The organism is Clostridium sp. AM27-28 (assembly GCF_003480955.1).
Classification (GTDB): Bacteria; Bacillota; Clostridia; order Lachnospirales; family Lachnospiraceae; genus Otoolea; species Otoolea fessa.
The window spans coordinates 38,350-57,951 of sequence record NZ_QUJT01000015.1; the positions used below are offsets into that span (position 1 = coordinate 38,350).

General features: G+C 46.5%; 16 protein-coding genes. 1 reads left to right on the forward strand and 15 read right to left on the reverse strand.

Translation table 11 applies throughout. The features are described 5' to 3' along the window. The first annotated feature begins 10 nt into the window (after positions 1-10). Positions 11-1,288 (forward strand): 3-phosphoshikimate 1-carboxyvinyltransferase, encoded by a 1,278-nt coding sequence (gene aroA, locus DW720_RS14130; RefSeq protein WP_118472496.1) that lies wholly within the window; start codon positions 11-13, stop codon positions 1,286-1,288. A 74-nt stretch (positions 1,289-1,362) separates the two neighbouring features. Here aroA and DW720_RS14135 read toward each other — a convergent pair whose 3' ends face one another. From DW720_RS14135 to DW720_RS14205, 15 genes are all read right to left on the reverse strand, one after another. Continuing rightward, positions 1,363-2,823: a penicillin-binding transpeptidase domain-containing protein gene (locus DW720_RS14135; RefSeq protein WP_118472422.1), complete on the reverse strand. Its 1,461-nt coding sequence runs from the start codon at positions 2,821-2,823 to the stop codon at positions 1,363-1,365. Continuing rightward, the gene (locus DW720_RS14140) at positions 2,807-4,147 is read right to left on the reverse strand and encodes an FtsW/RodA/SpoVE family cell cycle protein (RefSeq protein WP_117795001.1); all 1,341 of its coding nucleotides are present in this window, start codon (positions 4,145-4,147) and stop codon (positions 2,807-2,809) included. Before DW720_RS14140 ends, DW720_RS14135 begins: the two co-directional genes overlap by 17 nt. Positions 4,148-4,194: 47 nt before the next feature. After that, a complete protein-coding gene (locus DW720_RS14145) occupies positions 4,195-6,579 on the reverse strand; it encodes a DUF3656 domain-containing protein (protein ID WP_118743083.1) in 2,385 nt (794 codons plus the stop codon). Between the two features lie 13 nt (positions 6,580-6,592). Beyond that, positions 6,593-7,813, reverse strand: coding sequence for a cell division protein ZapA (locus DW720_RS15785; RefSeq protein ID WP_182427986.1), 1,221 nt, complete (start codon positions 7,811-7,813; stop codon positions 6,593-6,595). Positions 7,814-7,901: 88 nt separating this feature from the next. Continuing rightward, positions 7,902-8,924, reverse strand: coding sequence for a Holliday junction branch migration DNA helicase RuvB (ruvB, locus tag DW720_RS14155; protein ID WP_118743084.1), 1,023 nt, complete (start codon positions 8,922-8,924; stop codon positions 7,902-7,904). A 158-nt stretch (positions 8,925-9,082) separates the two neighbouring features. Continuing rightward, a complete protein-coding gene (gene ruvA / locus DW720_RS14160) occupies positions 9,083-9,706 on the reverse strand; it encodes a Holliday junction branch migration protein RuvA (protein ID WP_118743085.1) in 624 nt (207 codons plus the stop codon). 255 nt (positions 9,707-9,961) lie between these two features. Then, positions 9,962-11,488, reverse strand: coding sequence for an FGGY-family carbohydrate kinase (locus DW720_RS14165; protein WP_118743086.1), 1,527 nt, complete (start codon positions 11,486-11,488; stop codon positions 9,962-9,964). Between the two features lie 3 nt (positions 11,489-11,491). After that, entirely contained in the window at positions 11,492-12,313 is an 822-nt protein-coding gene (locus DW720_RS14170) for a BtpA/SgcQ family protein (protein ID WP_118743087.1), read from the reverse strand. Between the two features lie 14 nt (positions 12,314-12,327). Further along, positions 12,328-13,164 (reverse strand): sugar phosphate isomerase/epimerase family protein, encoded by an 837-nt coding sequence (locus tag DW720_RS14175; RefSeq protein WP_107001654.1) that lies wholly within the window; start codon positions 13,162-13,164, stop codon positions 12,328-12,330. Between the two features lie 29 nt (positions 13,165-13,193). Further along, complete coding sequence (locus tag DW720_RS14180) at positions 13,194-14,030, reverse strand: sugar phosphate isomerase/epimerase family protein (RefSeq protein WP_022360182.1); 837 nt, start codon at positions 14,028-14,030, stop codon at positions 13,194-13,196. A 108-nt stretch (positions 14,031-14,138) separates the two neighbouring features. Continuing rightward, positions 14,139-15,506 carry a sodium:glutamate symporter gene (locus DW720_RS14185; protein ID WP_107001656.1) on the reverse strand — a complete coding sequence of 456 codons (1,368 nt, stop codon included), beginning with the start codon at positions 15,504-15,506 and terminating at the stop codon, positions 14,139-14,141. A gap of 31 nt (positions 15,507-15,537) precedes the next feature. After that, a complete protein-coding gene (locus tag DW720_RS14190; RefSeq protein ID WP_022360184.1) occupies positions 15,538-15,948 on the reverse strand; it encodes a hypothetical protein in 411 nt (136 codons plus the stop codon). Positions 15,949-16,338: 390 nt separating this feature from the next. Continuing rightward, positions 16,339-17,316: an SIS domain-containing protein gene (locus DW720_RS14195; RefSeq protein ID WP_118523858.1), complete on the reverse strand. Its 978-nt coding sequence runs from the start codon at positions 17,314-17,316 to the stop codon at positions 16,339-16,341. A 39-nt stretch (positions 17,317-17,355) separates the two neighbouring features. Then, positions 17,356-18,213, reverse strand: coding sequence for a fructoselysine 6-kinase (locus tag DW720_RS14200; RefSeq protein ID WP_107001658.1), 858 nt, complete (start codon positions 18,211-18,213; stop codon positions 17,356-17,358). 259 nt (positions 18,214-18,472) lie between these two features. After that, positions 18,473-19,234 (reverse strand): GntR family transcriptional regulator, encoded by a 762-nt coding sequence (locus DW720_RS14205; protein ID WP_347560727.1) that lies wholly within the window; start codon positions 19,232-19,234, stop codon positions 18,473-18,475. Positions 19,235-19,602: the final 368 nt, after the last annotated feature.

The following is a 19,602-nucleotide window of genomic DNA, read 5'->3' on the forward strand; positions in this document are numbered from 1 at the left end:
TATGAACTCAATGAAATTTACCCATACATCTTCTCTCCGGGGCGAACTGACCGTTCCGGGAGACAAGTCCATCTCCCACCGCAGCGTCATGTTCGGCGCTCTTGCGGACGGACTGACCGAAATCCACGGCTTCCTGCAGGGCGCAGACTGTCTCTCCACGATCTCCTGTTTTTCCAAAATGGGAATCTCGATCGAAAATCAGGGCGAGACCGTTCTCGTCCACGGACGTGGGCTGCACGGGCTGACTGCCCCAGACTCCGTTTTAGACTGCGGCAACAGCGGAACCACAACGCGCCTGATCTCCGGCATTCTCTCGGCCCAGAAATTTGACACAACACTGACCGGCGACGCTTCCATCCAGAAACGTCCGATGAAGCGCATCATCGATCCTCTCTCCCAGATGGGCGCAAAGATCGAGAGTGTCAATGGAAATGGCTGCGCGCCGCTCCATATCACCGGCTCACCGCTGCACGGCATCCATTATAATTCTCCGGTTGCCTCCGCCCAGGTCAAATCCTCGATTCTGCTGGCAGGTCTGTATGCCGACGGAGAAACCCGTGTGACCGAACCGTACATTTCCCGCGATCACAGTGAACGGATGCTGTCCGCATTCGGCGCAGACATCCACACAGAAGGAACCACCGCGATTTTACAGCCGGCAAAACAGCTCTATGGACAGAAAATTCTGGTTCCGGGCGATATCTCCTCCGCTGCCTTTTTTATCGCAGCCGGACTCATCGTACCGGATTCAGAAATCTTAATTAAAAATGTCGGTATCAACCCGACCCGCGACGGCATCCTGCGCGTCTGCAAGGCGATGAACGCGGACGTCGAACTTCTCAATGTAAACACCGCCTCCGGCGAACCGACCGCCGACCTGCTCGTCCGCTCCGGTAAGCTGACTGGAACCGCGATCGAGGGTGCGATCATCCCGACTCTCATCGACGAGCTTCCGGTGATCGCTGCGATGGCGTGCTATGCCGAGGGAACCACCGTCATACGCGATGCCGCGGAACTGAAGATAAAAGAGTCAAACCGCATTGCTGTCATGGTAGAGAATTTAACTGCTATGGGCGCGGATGTGACCGAGACCGAGGATGGCATGATCATCCACGGCGGCAAGCCGCTGCACGGTGCTGTGATCGACAGCAAGAAGGATCACCGCATCGCCATGACCTTCGCCGTTGCCGCACTCGGCGCTTCCGGCGAGACCGAAATTCTGGATGCAGACTGCGTGAACATCTCCTATCCGGGATTCTATGGGGATCTGGAACGGTTGTGTAAATAAAATGTGACTATGCATATTTGAGACAAAAAGGGCAGGAAAAGCTTCAAATCGCTTTCCTGCCCTTTTCTTTTGTCCTACTGCCCATATTTCGCAAAATACCGATCCAGCACCTGTCTTGCGATCGGCGCAGCGACCGCACCGCCGGAACCGGACTCTTCTGCCAGCACGCAGATCGCCACCTTCGGCTTGTCTGCCGGAGCGAAACCGACAAACCAGGAATGTGTCTCCTTACCTGTCTCAAACTCGGCGGAACCGGTTTTTCCGGCCACCGTATAGGATGTCCCCCGCATCGCGGAACCCGTACCAATCTCGACCACCTGGCTCATGAGATGCGTCAGAAACTGTGCGTCATTCGCAGACATCAGGGTTCCATAGGCGGACGGAAGGAACTTCTTGACCGTCTGACCACCCACATTTTCAACATGATCGATCATATATGGCTTCATCAGCGTGCCGCCGTTGGCGATCGCCGATACAATCATCAGGTTATGCAGCGGCGTAATCTGGGTTTTTCCCTGTCCGATCGCGGTCTGAAGCTTTTCCCAGTCATCCGAACTGCCGTCGAGCGAAAATGTGCTCTGGTTGTACGGAAGTGTGTACGGAAGCTCCGAATTAAAGAGCATCTGATTTGCCAGCGCCCGGAATTTTTCTGAATTAATCTGCATTCCAATCTCCGCAAACGCACCGTTGCAGGAATTGGCAAATGCCTGAATCAGGTTCTGCGCCCCGTGTGCCGTCCCGTGGTAACATTTAATCGTATAATCGCCATTCTGGTAAGAGCCATTACAATTATACACATAGTCCTGCCAGGTATTCGGGTTCTCTTTCATATATTCCAGCACCGTCAGCATCTTGAACGTCGATCCCGGCGGATATAAGCCCTGCGTCGCGCGGTTGACTAACTGCGCCTTCGTATTGTCCGGCGATATCAACTCTGCCCAGCGCTCATCGACGAGATTCGCATTGAAATTCGGCTGGGAAACCATCGTTAAAATCTTTCCCGTATCCGGTTCCATGACGATCACCGCACCCCGGTGTTTTCCGATCGCGTCGGATGCCGTCTGCTGCAGATCCACATCGAGCGTCGTAATCACATTGTCGCCCAGATTTTTCTTCCCCTGAAATTCATTGATCGTTTTCTCAATCAGATTCACATGGGAGGAAAGCAGGTAGAAATTCGCCAGCGACTCCAGACCTGTTTTTCCATTTTTGCCAGAATATCCGACCGAATGGACAAACAGATAATCATACGGATAATAGCGTTTCTCGCTTCCGTCACTTGCAACGTTCGTCTGCGCCAGCACCGTTTTATCATTGCTCATAATCGAACCGCGGGTCACCCGGTCTGAGAGGAGATCGAGTCTCGCATTATAAGAGCTGCCGATCACATTTTCACTCTTAAACTGGATAAACCAGCCAAAATAAACGGCCATCGCGATAAAGAGCGCCGCAATCCCATAGGTCAGCCACAGAATATGACGGTTTGAACGCGCTCTCGCATTTTCAGTTCTTTCCATTTCATCCTTCTGCCTCATCAAACTGCTGCTCCTCCTCTTCTTCCTCATTCCGTTTCAGGACATATAGTCCCTGTATCACGCCAAACAGGATAAATGTGCTGAGAATCGAACTGCCTCCGTAGCTGACAAGTGGCAGCGTCACACCGGTGGACGGGATAAACTTGGTCACGCCGCCGATCGTCAGGAACACCTGCACCACATACTCAATTCCCAGACCAAACGCGATCAGCTTGTAAAATAATGCCTGCATCCGGGTCGCAATCAGCATGAACTGCATGAAGCAGCCCAGACAGATCAGGAGAATACAGAGCGCATAGATGCCGCCCAACTCCTCCGAGATCGCCGCAAAAATGAAGTCCTTCTCGACAACCGGTATCTTCTTCGGCATCCCCTGGTAAAGTCCCATGCCAAACCAGCCGCCTGTGCCGATCGCAAAGAGCGCCTGCGTAACCTGATATCCTTTTCCTGCGATGTCACTCCACGGATCCTGCCATGCTTCCACGCGGACACGCACATGCGAAAACAGCTTATACGCCAGCATCGCAGCCGCACAGCCGCTTCCAAGACCGCCTGCCAGATACAGCCAGTTGGAGGTTGCAATAAACAGCATCAGGACATAGGCGAGGAAAAAAATCAGCGCACTTCCCAGATCCTTGGATAACACCAGAATCAACACGTGCGCCGCCGCCACGCCGGTCGTGATCGCCACATTTTTAAACTCCGTTGAGCGGTAAAACATCGTCGCCACGAAGAATACAAAGCTGATCTTAACAAACTCGGACGGCTGGAACGAAAACCCGCCGATACTGATCGAAAGCTGCGCGCCGAAGCTGGTATTGCCGATCACACAGACAACCAGCAGCAGCGCCAGACCTATCAGGCCGTACACCCACGGTATCTTAGCGAGCTGCCAGGTTCTATCTATCACATATGGTATAATCATTGTGATAACCGCCGCAACTGCCATGATGATAAACTGGCGGACCGCCTTGTCCATCGAGATGCGCGTCAGCATGATAAAACTGGTGCACAGAAGCATACACGTGTTGTTCAGCAACAGTCTCGACGCATTCCGGTAAAACAGCCGGTATAAGAGCTGGTACAGGACAAAAAAGACAAGCTGCGCGCCGAAAAACAGCACAACTGCCTCATCCTCGGTTTGTAGATAAATGATCGTACCCGACAGAAGAAATATCAAAAACAGCGGTACATTCTGCAGACGACAGAGCCGGAGTTTCGACTCGTCATCCGGCAGTGAAAAAAAGCGGAAATTATAATATGTATAAATCAGTATCAGCAATATCATCAGATACCTGGACATCGTTGTCACAAGATTTATCATGGTGATCCTCCTTTTCATGTGTACCCGGAAGATTCCCGGTACACACGCTACTCTACGCCCCTCTTAAAATGACCTCTTGTAAATTCGCCCTCCAGCTCCACCGGTTCCTGATGGAGGAAGGTCTTCACGTAGGCATCCAGCAGTTCCCCGGTCTGTGCCGCACTCTCCGACGTAAATGCCAGACGCAGCACCTCCGGCTGCAGGCGGTCTATCTGCTTTTTATCCTTCAAAAGCGACAGGGGGCTGGAATTGTAGATCGTATTGCAGCAGAAACGGCACTGGTTCCTTACCGGAAATACCTTCTTTTTGCGATCCCGCAGATACAGATATTCCGGACATTTACTGCATCCTTCCACTGTTTTCCGGATGCACTGGGCGGTTACCATGACCGGGATCGAACCATATACGAGAAGTTCCCGTTCCCGGCTGTCGCGCGCCTCCAACTCCCGGCTGTTGAGCTCGACCGGAAGGGTAAAACGCATTGAAAGCTCCGGCGCCATCTCCCGCACAAAATCCTCCGCCCGGTGATTCATCGTATAAATACCATAATCCATCACAAGCGGGATGGAAATCTTCCACTCGCGCACCAGTTCCAGCTCTTCCCATGCCCGGATGACAAGACCGTCAAATCCCGCCGATTCCAGCCTGGAACGATGTGTTTCAAAATATTCCTTTGCCCGATCGCGGAAAATATGCGGCATTACCAAAAGGCACTGCTTGTCTGCCTCATGGCAGCGCGATACCCATTCGTTCCACTGTTCGGCGCCAAATTCAGCACTATCCAGATAGATCGCACCGACTTCCGGTACGGATAACGCCACTTTTAACTGTGCCGGGTGTTCGACCGAAACATGGATGTGGTACAGAGCTGTTTTATTCCCTTTTTTATTCTCAAACAGCATTTTCTGGCTCTGTACAGGTAAACCTGCTGTGAGTTCAACGTCCTGAGCCGGGCTGGTTTTTTCTGATTCCGAACCTGTCTGGTTATTTTCTTCCAGATTCTTTTCTTCCGGATTTTGCCACCCTTTTCCTGTCCCGCACGCCCTATTTTCCGGTATCTCCCGGCGGTATGGACGCAGTATCTCCTCGGTCAGCTGCTCAAACGCAGAGCGGCGGAGTTCATTTAACTCCTGCACCGGCACAAAGGGGCTGCCGCCTGTCTCCACTTCCAGATTTTCAAAATAATACGGCGTATTTCCCGTTTTTCCGAGCTGTTTCTCAATCCGTTCCTTGCTCATCGGCTGTTTCACTGCCGTCTGGACAACTGCTCCGATTCCGCCTGCCATCCGGCTTTCTCCCGTCAGCGGATCTTCGTATTGAAGCGTCAGCTGCAGCGGTTCGCCTTCACAGACACGCGCAACCCCCTGAACCGGTTCTTTCACCTCTGCTTCCACATACGTTTTGTCCAGATACTGGTAAAGTTCCCGGTTTTCCTGGCGGAATGCCGGTTTCTCATGGCAGACCACCATATCGCGTCCATTGTGCTCGGTATAATAGCCTAACGTCTGACCACCGCGGTCAAACAGATCCAGCAGCTCCTTCCGGTCTTTCGGGTCAACCCGGTAACCTCTTCTGCCATTCTTTAAATATAAATCTACATATTTCCGGTACAGGCGCACCACGCCTGCCGTATAGCGCGGACTCTTCATGCGCCCCTCGATTTTCAAGGAATAAACGCCTGCTTCCAGAATATCCGGCAAAATATCCAGCGTACAAAGATCCTTGAGACTGAGCACATACTTGGAATCGCCCGGATTTAACACGCCATTTTCTTTCTTTTGTTTTTTGTTTTCATTCGGGTTGTTCTCATCCAGCCGCCGAAGGACATCAAACGGAAGCCGGCAGGTCTGAGCGCATCGTCCCCGGTTGCCGCTTCTGCCGCCGATCAGGCTGCTGAACAGGCATTGTCCCGAATAACAGTAACAGAGAGCCCCGTGAACAAAGCTCTCTATCTCCACGCCCGTCTCCTGATAAATGCGGCGTATCTCTTCCAATGAAAGTTCACGCGCTGTGACGATGCGGACCGCGCCCATTCTCGTCATAAGCGCCGCGCCCTCCGGTCCGGTAATCGTCATCTGTGTGCTCGCATGAACCGGCAAATCTGGAAAATGCTCCCGGATATAAGAAAATACCCCCATGTCCTGCACGATCACGGCATCCAGTCCCGCCTGGTAATACGGAAGCAGATAGTCGTATAAGTCATCCATCTCGTCTTCCTTTACCAGCGTATTGACCGTCATATAAAGCTGGCGCCCATGAAGATGCACGTAGTTGATCGCTTCCAGCATTCCCATTTCATCCGGATTTTCCGCATATGCCCTGGCTCCGAAACGGCTGCCGCCCATATAGACTGCGTCCGCCCCCGCAGCAACCGCTGCTTTCATGCTATCGAAGGAACCCGCCGGTGCCAGAATTTCCACCTTTTTTTTCATATCATTTCACCCATTATAACCGCAGAATTGCATCTTTCAGTTCCACCGTTCCCTGTCTCTTGGGAAATGGCTTCCGCTTCATATATGCCTCCACCTGTGCCTGACGGACAGCTGCCAGTTCCTCACGTGCTGCCCCTGCCTCCTGGAGGCTCTCTTCCAGATCTTTCTTTATCGTCTGTTTTTCCTGCTCCAGCTGGCTCAGCTGCTCTTTTACACTTTGTTTTTCCTGTTCCGTCTGCATCAGACGTGCTTTCAGCTGCGATTTTTCCGTCTGCACAGCTGTCGCCGCCTGTCTTGCTTCTTCAAGCTGTTGTTTGAGAATCTCCAGCTTGTCCTGCAAAGAAGCGATTTCACTCTGGGATGACTCGACCGCCAGACGCTGATCTTCTGCCTCCTGTTTCCAAACCTCTGCTTCTCCACGGAAATCGTTTGCTTCCTTCTTTGCATCCGCAATCTGTTCCAATGCCTCTTTCTTTGCAGCTTCTGCCTGCTCCCGGGCTGTCTGCTCCGCCCTGGCAGCGCGATCCTGTGCTGCTTTTTCCGCGGATTCCACGCGATCCTGTACCTCTCTCTTCGCACGTTCAATCTGCTCCTGCGCTTCTTTTCTTGCAGACTCAACCTGTTCCTGTGCTGTTTTCTTCACAGCCTCGATCTGCCCCTGCGCTTCTTTTCTTGCAGACTCAACCTGTTCCTGTGCTGTTTTCTTCACAGCCTCGATCTGCCCCTGCGCTTCTTTTCTTGCAGACTCAACCTGTTCCTGTGCTGTTTTCTTCACAGCCTCGATCTGCTCCTGCGCTTCTTTTTTCACACGCTCGATCTGTACCTGTACCTCATTTTTAGCAGCTTCCGCCTGCTCAGCTGCCTCTTTTGCCGCCTTCTTTGCCGTCTCCAGTTCTTCCTCGCTGACGGTGCGCTCATTGCGGAGACTCTCGAGTTTCATCTGGGTGCTGACCATCTCATGTTTCAGACGGTATGTCTCTTTTTCCATGCTCTCTTTGTCAGATGCAAGTGCCTTCGCACTCTCTTTTTCTTTAAAATAATCATCCGCCAGATTCAGATAAGTCATAATACTCTGGTAGTCTTCCGGCATTTTTAAAAATCCCGGCTGCGCCTTGAGCTGGAAAATCTTCCCATTCAGATACGTGGCAATCTGCTGTACATATCCTTCCGTCTCACTGCCGCCCAGGCTATACACTTTTCCATCAATTAATACATCTATATACTGTTTTGCCATCGCATTCTCTTCTTTCTATCTATAATAAATATGGTTCGACGTTGTCACGTCACCCACACAGAAATACCACCTTCAAATCAATCAAATATCAAATCTCAGAAATACCGTTTTTTGCTTGATTCCAGGCATACCCGAGATGCCGATACGCTGCTTCGGTCGCCATCCGCCCACGCGGAGTCCGGTTGAGCAGACCGTTCATCAGAAGATACGGTTCATACACATCTTCCAGTGTCCCAGCATCCTCGCCCAGCGCTGCCGCCAGCGTCTCCAGTCCGACCGGACCGCCGGAAAACTTGTCGATAATCATATGTAAGATCGTACGGTCGTTGTTGTCAAGTCCCAGCTTGTCCACATCAAGGATATCCAGTGCAAAATCCGCGACTTCTTTCGTAATCACGCCGTTGTACTTGACCTGTGCAAAGTCCCTCACACGTTTTAACAGGCGGTTTGCCAGACGCGGTGTTCCTCTCGAACGTCTCGCAATCTCATAGGCGCCCGTCTTATCAATCTCCACATTCAGAACTCCCGCCGTCCGCAGGACAATCGTCTGCAGCTCTTCAGGCGTATAAAAATCCATCTTCTGCACGATGCCGAAGCGGTCGCGCAGCGGCGCCGTCAGAAGCCCCGCGCGTGTCGTCGCGCCTACCAGCGTAAATTTCGGCAGATCCAGACGAATCGAGCGCGCCGTCGAATCTTTTCCCAACATGATATCGATCGCATAGTCCTCCATCGCCGGATAAAGCACCTCTTCCACCTGGCGGTTTAAGCGGTGAATCTCATCCACAAAGAGGACGTCTCCCTCCTGGAGCCCGTTGAGAATCGCCGCAATCTCCCCTGGTTTCTCGATTGCCGGACCGGAAGTAACCTTCATACGGGTTCCCATCTCATTGGCGATAATGCCGCTGAGTGTCGTCTTTCCCAATCCCGGCGGTCCATAGAAAAGAACATGGTCAAGCGCCTCGCCGCGGGATTTCGCCGCATGGATAAATACCTTTAACGTCGATTTGATCCGCTCCTGACCGATATATTCGTCTAAGGTCTGCGGGCGGAGACTTCCCTCAATCCGCTTATCCTCCTCCGTCACCTCGGTTGTAATCGTCCTTCTGCTCATACTTGTTTCCTGTCTTTCCTGTTTTTCTCTCTCATTCAATTAAGCCATGACAGTTCCATTTTCTCATATCTGCCACACATTCCAAATTTTCATCTGACGCACAAGCACCACTATTTTTTATGATCCTGCAATTTCGAATGTCCGACACATAGGTTGTTTTACAAAAACGCCAGATATTTCAGCGATGCCTTCAATACCGCCTCGGAATCCATCTCTTCCGTCACATTGGCGCTCTTGACCGCCTTCACCGCCTCGGCATTCGTATATCCCAGCGCCACCAGCGCCTCCACGGCTTCCTTCGCCGCATTGCCTGAAAGCCCGTTTCCCGTAGCCGGCGAAACCGCCGCACTGCCATCTAACAGCGGTGTCAGCAGATCCTCTGCCTGTACTTTATCCTTCAAATCGAGAATGATCCGCTGTGCCGTCTTTGCCCCAACGCCCGGTGCACGGGAGATCGCCTTCGCATCCCCAGTCATAACCGCAAGACGCAGATCCTCCGGACGCAGCGCCGACAAGATGCCAAGTGCCCCCTTCGGACCAATGCCGTTGACCCCCAGAAGCTGGCGGAACATCTCCAGATCCGAACGGCTTAAAAAGCCGTACAGGCTCATATCATCCTCCCGCACCTGCAGGTGCGTATATATCTTTACCTCTTCCCCGAGCGGCGGTAAAACTTCCAGCACCGACATCGGGACAAAAATCCCGATCCCCATCATGCCGGACTCGACCACGATACGGTCCTTTGCTTTCTCCGCCAGGATGCCTTTTACATACGAAATCACGGTAAATTCCTTTCTTTTCTCACTGGTTCAAGATCTGGTTCAAACAAAAAAAGAACGCTTCAAAATGCCTCCAAATCTTCTTTTCAGTATACCATAGCACAGTTTTCATTGCAAGGAAAGTGCGGAATTTCGAACATATATTCTGCCCGGTTGATTGAATTTCATTTTTACACATTATCGGGAACCTATAAATGAAAAAGCTTTTCAATTGTAATATCAATGATTACAGTCAAAAAGCCTTTCCATATCTTTTATTTACTTGTTATGCTTAGATAAACTATGTAATATTTCCTGATTACACCTATATAATTCATCAAATAGCTTTCTAAATGGCTTGTATAACTCATGCCTCTCTAAATCCGGCTTATAAATACATTTCTTTTGGATTACTTGGCGCAAATCTGAAAAACCTTGGTAGAATCCGACTCCAATCGCTGCCATCAGTGCATCTCCATAAGCTGCCCCTATGTCTTCCTTTGGTGTTTCCAACGATACCCCTGCTATATCCGCCACCATCTGCATCCAAACTGCGTTTTTCGTTCCTCCCCCCGCCGCTGCAATCCGGTTTACAGGCAAACCATTTTCACGGAATATGTCAATATGCTGTGCAACTGAATACCCAATTCCTTCCAGTGCCGAGCGATACAAATGTCTTTTTGTATGGCTCAATGAAAGTCCCACAATCATTCCTCTTGCGTCTGGATCATTCAGCGGTGTCCTTTCTCCCGCAAAGTAGGGTAAAGTTATCAAACCATCCGATCCGGGTGCAATCTCAGAAATTCCTTTCATCATTTCTTCATATGCATTCAATCCTGCTGTTTTTTCCTTTTCCAAGCATTCAGAAAATAACTGTTCCAAATACCATTTTTGAAGTGTGCCTCCATTATTAGTTCCTGCTGCTACACTATAAGTTTCTGGAATTAAAAATGGATTTCCGCGCACTCGCTCATCCTGAATCAGCCGATCTGCACAACAATAGAAAAATAAGGACGATCCAAACTGTACCATCAGATCGCCTGGTGCAAGTACTCCTACACTGATTGCCTCAGCTGCTGAATCTCCAGTTCCAGTAATAACTGGCGTTCCTTCTTTGAGTCCTGTCTCCTTAGCTGCCTGCTTTGTTACCGTTCCACAAATATGGGTAACCGGCATTCCTTCTGCCAACTGCTCCGGCATACAAATCGGTTTACACATTTCTTTATGGATGCCCCCATCCGGATAATACAGCGGACGAAATGAAGCCATCCCCAAAAATGTATCTATTACATATTTTCCAGTTAGTTTAAATGTTAGATAAGAAGAACCTGTCAAAAACTTGTGTGTGCGTCTATATACCTCTGGTTCATGATTTTTTATCCATAAAATTTTAGCAGATACATCTCCACTGCAAATTGGACGTCCAAATAGTTTTTTTACTTTTTCTGTGCCATAATACTGTGAGAGGTACTCCATCTCTTCCACGCAACGTGCATCAATACCATATAAAATTGCTTTTCGTAAAGGATGGCCGTCCTTATCAACCGGAAGGCAATCTGCTCCCAATGTGCTTCCCCCTACACAAGCAATTTTTTCCGGTTCTACACCACTCTGCTTTAAGAGAATTTTTGACAAAATGCAAAAATCATTCCACCATACCTTATCCGCGTCCTGCTCATAATAACCAGGTTCTGGATTTTCCATTCCGTGATGAGTAACTGCCCGACTTACCACCTTTCCAGACTCATCTGTTAGAACTCCTTTACTTGAATATGTACCAACATCAATTCCTAAAAAATAATGCAACGTCTATACGCCTTCTTTCATTGTACAGCGATATGCCTTAACCACATCCATAAACTCCATGACTCTCTGTTTTTCAACAAAGTTCTCAAATTTACCATCTTTCTTAAAAGCAGTCCCTACACAAGCGCCATCACATTCATTAAGTTTTTCAACCACATTTTCCTTCGTACACCCTGTATTACAGAAAACAGGAACAAATCCAGAAACTGCCTTGACCCTGCGTACCAAACTTGAATCCGTTTCCTGACCAGCACTACTTCCAGAAACACACAGACCATCTGGAAAGCAATGAAAAATCATGGATTTTGTTATTTTTTCCAGACTTCTCTCTGCTAGATATACATCCGACTCTGGATTTACCTTATATAGCAATTTCATTTTATCTAGTCCAAGTGCTTTTTTTCTACGCAAGACTTCTGGAATATTCGTATCTGTAATTCCATTTTCACCTATATAGGCACCCGTAAATGTACTTCTTACAAAATCTGCCTCGACTGCTGCTGCCAAATCGATCGTCGCCAATGGATTAGAAACAATATTGACACCAAATGGAACTTTTATCTCTTTTTTTAATTCTCCCACAATCCGTCCCATCGCTGCCACAGTTACGTAGGAAACCTTTTTTTCATACGGAAGGCTGAATTCATTGGCAATCAAAATTCCATCTACTCCTCCCTCCTGGAGCGCCTGAAGCTCTCTGGCTGCATTTTTAATTACCTCTCCCATCGTTGCATCTTTTTCATACAGAGGATCCCCCGGCAGCGCCCGCAAATGCAACAGTGCAATGATCGGTTTTTTTACATGAAATAATTCATCTGTCCACATATTCTTTCTCTCCTCTATTCCATGTACATTCTCAAATTCTGCACATTTCTTTTGTCATAACGAAATGGATCCAGGTAATACGCCGGTGCTGTCAGTTCCTGCGTAAAATATCCCTCATATCCATTTTTTACCATGTCCTCTAAATCTTTTCTTAAGTTTCTCTTCCCTTCACCCCAGATGTAATGCCCATAGGGATCACAATCCTGAAAATGTGAATGTACAATGTTTTCCTTTCCAAAAACATCAAACCACTGCTGAATCGTTTCACCAGAAACCGACATTGCTGTCAAATCAATCATAACTTTAAAGCGCGGATGATCGACTAAATCAAATAACTGTTTCATTTGCCGCAAACTATACCCAATTCTTGATTCCTGCGGCCGTAAAGACTCTGCCACAATTGTCACGCCATTTTCCTCTGCGACCTCACAAAGTCTCTGATGCATCTCAGCTGCCCGTTTCAATCCATCCTCCTCCGCTTCATCCCAGTAACCCCATCCGGAATTTGCTTCTATCTTCTCTGCCCCCAGCGCAGCCCCCAGACGTATCCCATTTGCAAAAAATCCAAATGTTTTTTCTCTCAGTTCTGGTTCTTTTACACCAAATTGGTAACCAAACCGGCAATTCTGTGGTGTAAATACCGGACACTTCAAACCGTGTTCCTGTAATTTTTTACGGACTGGCTCTGGATCCTGATATTCCTTTGGATCCAGCCAAAGTCCTTGATGTCCTCCCAGCAATTCTACATTTTTGATTCCCAGTTCCTGCATACAATCCAGGAAATAATCCAACGTATATTGGCAATAATGAAGATTCAATACCGAAAGTTTATCAAAATCAACTATTTTCATTTTCGCTTCCTCCTCATACAATTACTCCATTAATCCATTATAAACGGTTCCAATTCACGCATATTCTGCCGATCGGCTGCAGCCGGATCCTCCAGGTAGCGTGCATCATTCAGTGCCAGGCTTAGCAATCCTTTATATTTGTACTGATCCAGACAAATCAATTGATCCTCTAACGGTCTCAAACCATCTCCCCATGCAAGGCATCCCTGCGGACGTCCATCCACAAAACGGATATGGTATATTTTGTCTCCAAATGCTTCAAACCAGTCTTTCATCGACTCTCCTGCCACTCCAGCACTCGTCAAATTCAGGGCAGCCTGTATCTGCGGCTCATTAACCGACTCCAAAAGTTTTTTTAGTTCTGGAAGCATATTAATAACCGTTGCGTCTTCTGGCCGTACTGTTTCCACTGCAAGAATAACCCCCTCTTCCGCAGCAGTTTTTGAAAGCCGACGCAAGGTTTGAACCGCACGTTCAAAAATACGTCTCGGATCTTCATTTCTTGCACCGCCGCAGCAATTGAGTACCATCACTTTCGCACCAGCTTCTGCCGCTGCACGGATTCCATTTTCAAAATATCCGATTGAATGCTTTCTTGCCGTCTCGTCATGACAGCAAAGTGCATAATTATAAATCGTACACTCCGGTGAAAAAGCTCCGATTGTCAATCCATAATCTGCTGCATTCTTTTTTAATTCAGCCGCATCCTCAAACCCATAATCATCTAGCAGGAAATGCGGTCTTGCACACCAAAACTCTATATTTTTTATTCCGAGAGCCTGCTGCGTTTTAAAGAAATAATCCAAAGTTCTGTATTTATAGTGCATATTCATTCCTGCAATCTGTTCCCGCCTTATCTTTATCATCCAGTTGTTCCTCCTCTCTATACACAAAGGCACTGCAAAAAACTTCGCTCTATCAGATTTCACAGTGCCCGCTTATTTATAGATTATATTTACATCTTTTGTCTTTCCCTAAGACTCACTTTCATCCCATGCTTTACCTGGATGTTTATGCCACCATTTGAATACAACCGGGACAATGCAAAGCGCTGCCAGGTAAATCAAAATTGGTGTTACAGCTGCAATCCAGTTTCCCTGAACACAGGCAACCGGAACTGCCGCTAATGCAAAAATTTCAATAATTGACTCAATCGGTGTTACAATTGCTGCATCATCCAGTGTACAGCTCTTGTTCTCCGGATCTACAATTCTTAAAAGCGCCATGCCGATTGCTGTTACACCGGTCGAGTAACCATATACATAGATGCCTCTCTCAAACCACTCCTGTTTTAAGAGTCTCGGCGCAATCACTGTAAAGTGGAATACAACCCAGACAATTCCAAATAACATCAGCAGGCCAAACGGAACTGCGTACTCAATAACAACCGGAATCTTAATTGATGCCACACCGAAAAATACAAGGAAATCAGTTGCACAGCTTCCCATACGGGAAATGATGCGGTTATCTACATATTTATCGGCTTTTATTCCTTTTAATACAAAATGAAATACAATTGCTACCAGGAAGCCGACAGAGAAGCTCGGAACGCCAAGTCCGGTTGCTCCCTGAATTACATTTGTTAAAAGATATCCAATACCGGTTGGAATCAGAATCAGAAGAAGATGCCATGCCAGCGGATCAATTGCCATCGGTGAAACGGTTTCTTCGCCTAATACCGGGCGTTTTCCTTCTTCAATGAGTCCCGTGCGCATATCGTTAGGAAGCTGGCTGAAATCTTTTACAAACTTGGTATAGTTTCTTTTTGTTCCAAGTTTGATCAAAATAATTCCACCAAAAATACCGGTTAAAATACCCACCGTTGCACTTGTCATCGCCAGATCCGTTGCATCTTCCCATCCAAGTGTGCCGAGTGTCGCGCCAAGTGCTGCTGCTGTACCATGACCTCCCTGAAAGCCTGCAGGAATCAACATTCCAAATGCCGGATTTAAATCAGGAGCAACTATTTTCAGGACTACCATTGCAAAAATAATCGGCATTGCATACTGAAACGCCCAGCCAATATTGCGGAAGCAGTAGTAGCTGCCAATCCGATCAAAATTTGTTTTCCAGCCACCAGCTGAAAAATTAAAGCCCCTCAGCCCAATTGATACAAATACTGCAATAATCAGCAGACCTGCATAAGAACCAAACTGTGAAGAAAAACTGATAATTCCAAAACCATTCTGTCCTAACGCAAGCCCGATAAATCCAGCCAGCAGACTGACCGGAACAAACAGGCTCTGCAGAATCTTGATTTTTTCCCTCAGCATTTTCGCCACAAACAGGAAAATACCTGCCCACATGAAATCCACCAACATGGAATACGCATTAAACTCCATCTTTTGTCCTCCTCATTTCTTTTTTATGATGCTACTGCAATGCTTTTTTTGCTTTTTCCCTAACCATACTCAATTCCACTTCTGTCATATCACAGTATTCGCTGTTTTCTGTTGTCGTCCCCGCATCCTGCACATATATCAGCTTTGTATCCTTCTGTGTGATCGTATTAAACCATGTTCCCTGCAAAACATTGTAAACTTTATTTGGCTCCATCGGAATTACATCAATCTTAAATGCATCATTCTCGCGGGACGCCGTCAAAAGAACTGCTTTTCCCTGAACCAGAATAAACTGCTCATCGGTTGCGTGATGCACTTCCAGATACTGAATCTTCTCAATATCATTATTAGGCTTCCAGTTTTTAATACATACGACCCATTTTTTATTGTCATATACACACTGAATACCTTCCCCTTCATACTCAAACACATCTGCTTTCATGACATTTCCTCCTACCTTCTTTTCAAATTCTTCTTGTTCCTGCAGGTTTCAAGCGAATTTTTTCATATCATGTCATTATAATACATCATATATCATTATATTGTCAATGCTAATTTGTCATTTTACATATTTTTTTTAGGGGGTCAGCCTCTCTTCCTATCATATTTTTATTACGTTTTCTTTTTCATCACACACATCCATATCAATTTTCACAATTTTTTTCACTTGTCTGTTATCTTTTTCAGCAATTCTTTGATGCCAAACGTTCTGATTTTTTACTTACACTATGCTCACTCTAAATTAACTTGTCCGTATGGACAAAACAGCGAAGTCTGCTCCATACGGTCAGGCCTCGCTGTCTGTCTAAGAAAATATTTAATTGGAGGATCTTTAGTATTCCACTTTCCACATATAACGTCTTTCATCCATAGAATGACCACGCACTTCCGCCATCTGGGAAACATAGTATCTCTCAATCGGAATCATAACAACCGGATTAAAGAATTCTACGACGCTCTTATCGATTTTACCGCCATTTAATTTTTCAAAATCAATTACAATATAATTTTCCGCATAAGTGCGCAGGAATTTTAAGCAGCGTTCATCCAATGCGCGGGTTCTTCCCTCACTCATCAGAAGGATCATCGGAAGCTTCTTATCCGTTGTTTCAAATGGACCATGGAAGTACTCACCCGTATGCAGGCACACAGCATGCTTCCACTGCATCTCCATGAAATGACAGCAGCACATGGAATATGCAACTCCATAGTTTGAACCAGATGCCAGCACGTAAAATACAGGTTCATCTTTATATTTTTCTGCCCAGGCTTTTGCATCCGCCAAAACATTTTTCTTGCCTTCTTCTATAATTTCATCAATGTAACGGTATGCTTCCATCGCCTTGTCATAATTCTCCCAGTTTTCAAACTGTTTTAACAGCTCAAAACCAATCCGAAGGGAGTTCGCCTGGTTAGAATCACTATATACCTGATCATCTCCATTTGAATATGTCACAATATACTGTCCAACTTTTGCCATACCTGTCTGCATATTTCCTGTCATAGCGATTGTCACTGCACCTGCAGCATTGGCTGTTTTTACTGCCTCCACGGTCTCAGGCGTTGCCTTTAATGAACAAATAACTGCGACGCACCGCTCATCCAGTTCTTTTGGTGTTGCATGAACAAATTCATTGCTGGTATATGTAGTAGCGCTAAAAGTTTTTGCCTCACTCTGAAGAAGGTACAGCCCTGGGAAAATAGCTGCCTTAGATCCGCCGCAAGCTACAAAATACACATGCTTTAATCCACCCAGTTTGTCCATCTTTTCTTTGATCTCTGCTACAATTTCTTTTACTGATTTTTCCATCTTTCTGATCTCCTTTTCTTTTTTTGTATCAATTATTTGTCAAAATGACTTTCCATGTCCAAAAGCCCCCTGAACCATACAGGTTTTCGAAGAAAACTCTGCCCCTGCTTCCAGTGCTTTCCTTATCTCTTTTTCATAAATGCTTTCTTTCATCTGTATGCCATACTTTTTCCGGCTCTCCAGAAACGAAAGCAGAAATGCCGTTGCAAATGAATCCCCTGCTCCCAGCGTATCTACTGCTTCAACCAGATGCGGCGGCTGCTCATAAAACTGCGTTCCATCAAATAGAACTGCTCCATAGCTTCCTCTTGTTGCAATTACCATTGGGCATCCAGCACGAAACATTTTCTTACAAATTTCTTCCGCATCCTCTCTCGAAACGGAACCACATGAAAGAAACGCATACGTAATATACGGAGCAACCTTTTTTACTCGTTCTTCATCGACCCACTGACCCGAAAAATCATACGATACAGAGATTCCCTGTTCTGCCAGTTTAGGAAGCTGTTCATCAAAATAGCTATTATTGGTCGTGTGCACATGATCAAATGTTTTAATATACTCCAGATCTTCCACGTCCAGATTTAACGGATTTTCTTTTAATACGCCGCCTTTGTTGCTTCCGAGAAAGACACGGTCTCCGTCTACCAGCGTAACCCTCGCATAACCATTTTCTCCTTCATACTGACGGCACCGACTGTGTTCTACCTGCAGCTCATCGAGTGTTGCTATCACATGTTCTGCAACCTCATCCCGCCCGAACACTCCCATATAAGCTGACTCTGCCCCCAGCATCCCTGCATAAACCGCAAAGTTTGCAGCCTGACCTCCCGGAAACATAAGCCTGAGATGTTCATATTTGTCGCACACATTGTCCCCAATTCCAATGACCCGCATTTTTTCATCTCCTTTGGATTGATTATATATCATTATATAATGTTATGATATCATATTATACTTATGTATGTATTTTGTCAAGTGATTTCTGCATTTTTTTACATCACTTTTTTCTAGGTACTGTTCACGCATACGTGCCCGGTAATGGAATTTCTATCATCTCCGTTTCCATGTTCCTGATAAAAAGAAAAGGCTGACTCCTGTTAGCGCAAATTTTTCTTGCTTCCTAACCTGAATCAGCCTTTTCTTTTCAATTAATTTACTCGATTCCTATTGTAGATTCACAGACATAAAATGAGCATTTTTCTCCATTAAACACCTGATGCCCTACATAAATGGGTTCCTTCTCAGCCGTATATGCCACACTTTTGATAAAAAGCATCGAAGTTCCTTTCGCCATCTGCAAAAGCTCTGCTTCCGCTGCTGTCGCCTTGCAAAGTTCAATCCATTTTTCTGAAATTGCCACTGCTGTATGAGAGTGTTCCTTCAAAAATGTAAACAATGAATTGTCATCAAATCGTTCTTCCAGAAGAAATGCATATTTAAGTGGAAAATAGTTACGCTCAATCGCCATCGGCATACCATCCGCATAGCGGACTCTGGATATATAGATAACCTGGCTGCCTTTTTCCACATTCAAAAGCCGGGCTATCTTTTCACTCGCCAGTTCCAGCCTGTTTTCAAGCATACGTCCTCCGGCCTTCATTCCCATATGAGCACACATTTCCGAAAAACTCTGCAATTTTTTCATATCTTTAGTTACTTTGCGCTGGCAGACAAATGTTCCTTTTCCCTGTTTTTTTTCTACAAGTCCTTTTTCCACCAATTCGCTGACTGCTTTTCGAACTGTAATAATACTGACTCCAAACGATTTTGCCATTTCACCTTCCGTTTGCAGCTTTTCTCCTGGTTTATATTCACCATCACTTATTTTTTGTTCAATTTTTTCTTTTAATTGGACATACAGCGGCACTGCGGCACTACTATTTAACATTTTCTTTCTCCCTGTTCCTAATAACATGAATGATATAACTCTTTATATAACAATATAAACTATATCTAAATAAAAAGCAATCCTACATTGATGCCAATGGAAAATCTACTTCCAGGACTATTCGAAAACTTGGCACCTTAAAAGAATTGCTGGTTGAACACGATCCTACAAGAGATGACGTTATGGCTTGGGCAAAAGAACAGGCCCGGATTGAAACAGACTATGAATTTATCACAAAACGAAAAAGCACCGCCGGAAAAGCTATATAGAATAAGCCTTTCTGCGGTGTTTTTCCAAACATTACTGTCAAAGACGGGAATATACCACCCTTTTCCAATTTTGTCAACGTCACTTTTGTCATTTTGCACAATAAGCAATTTTCTTTTTTGACAAGA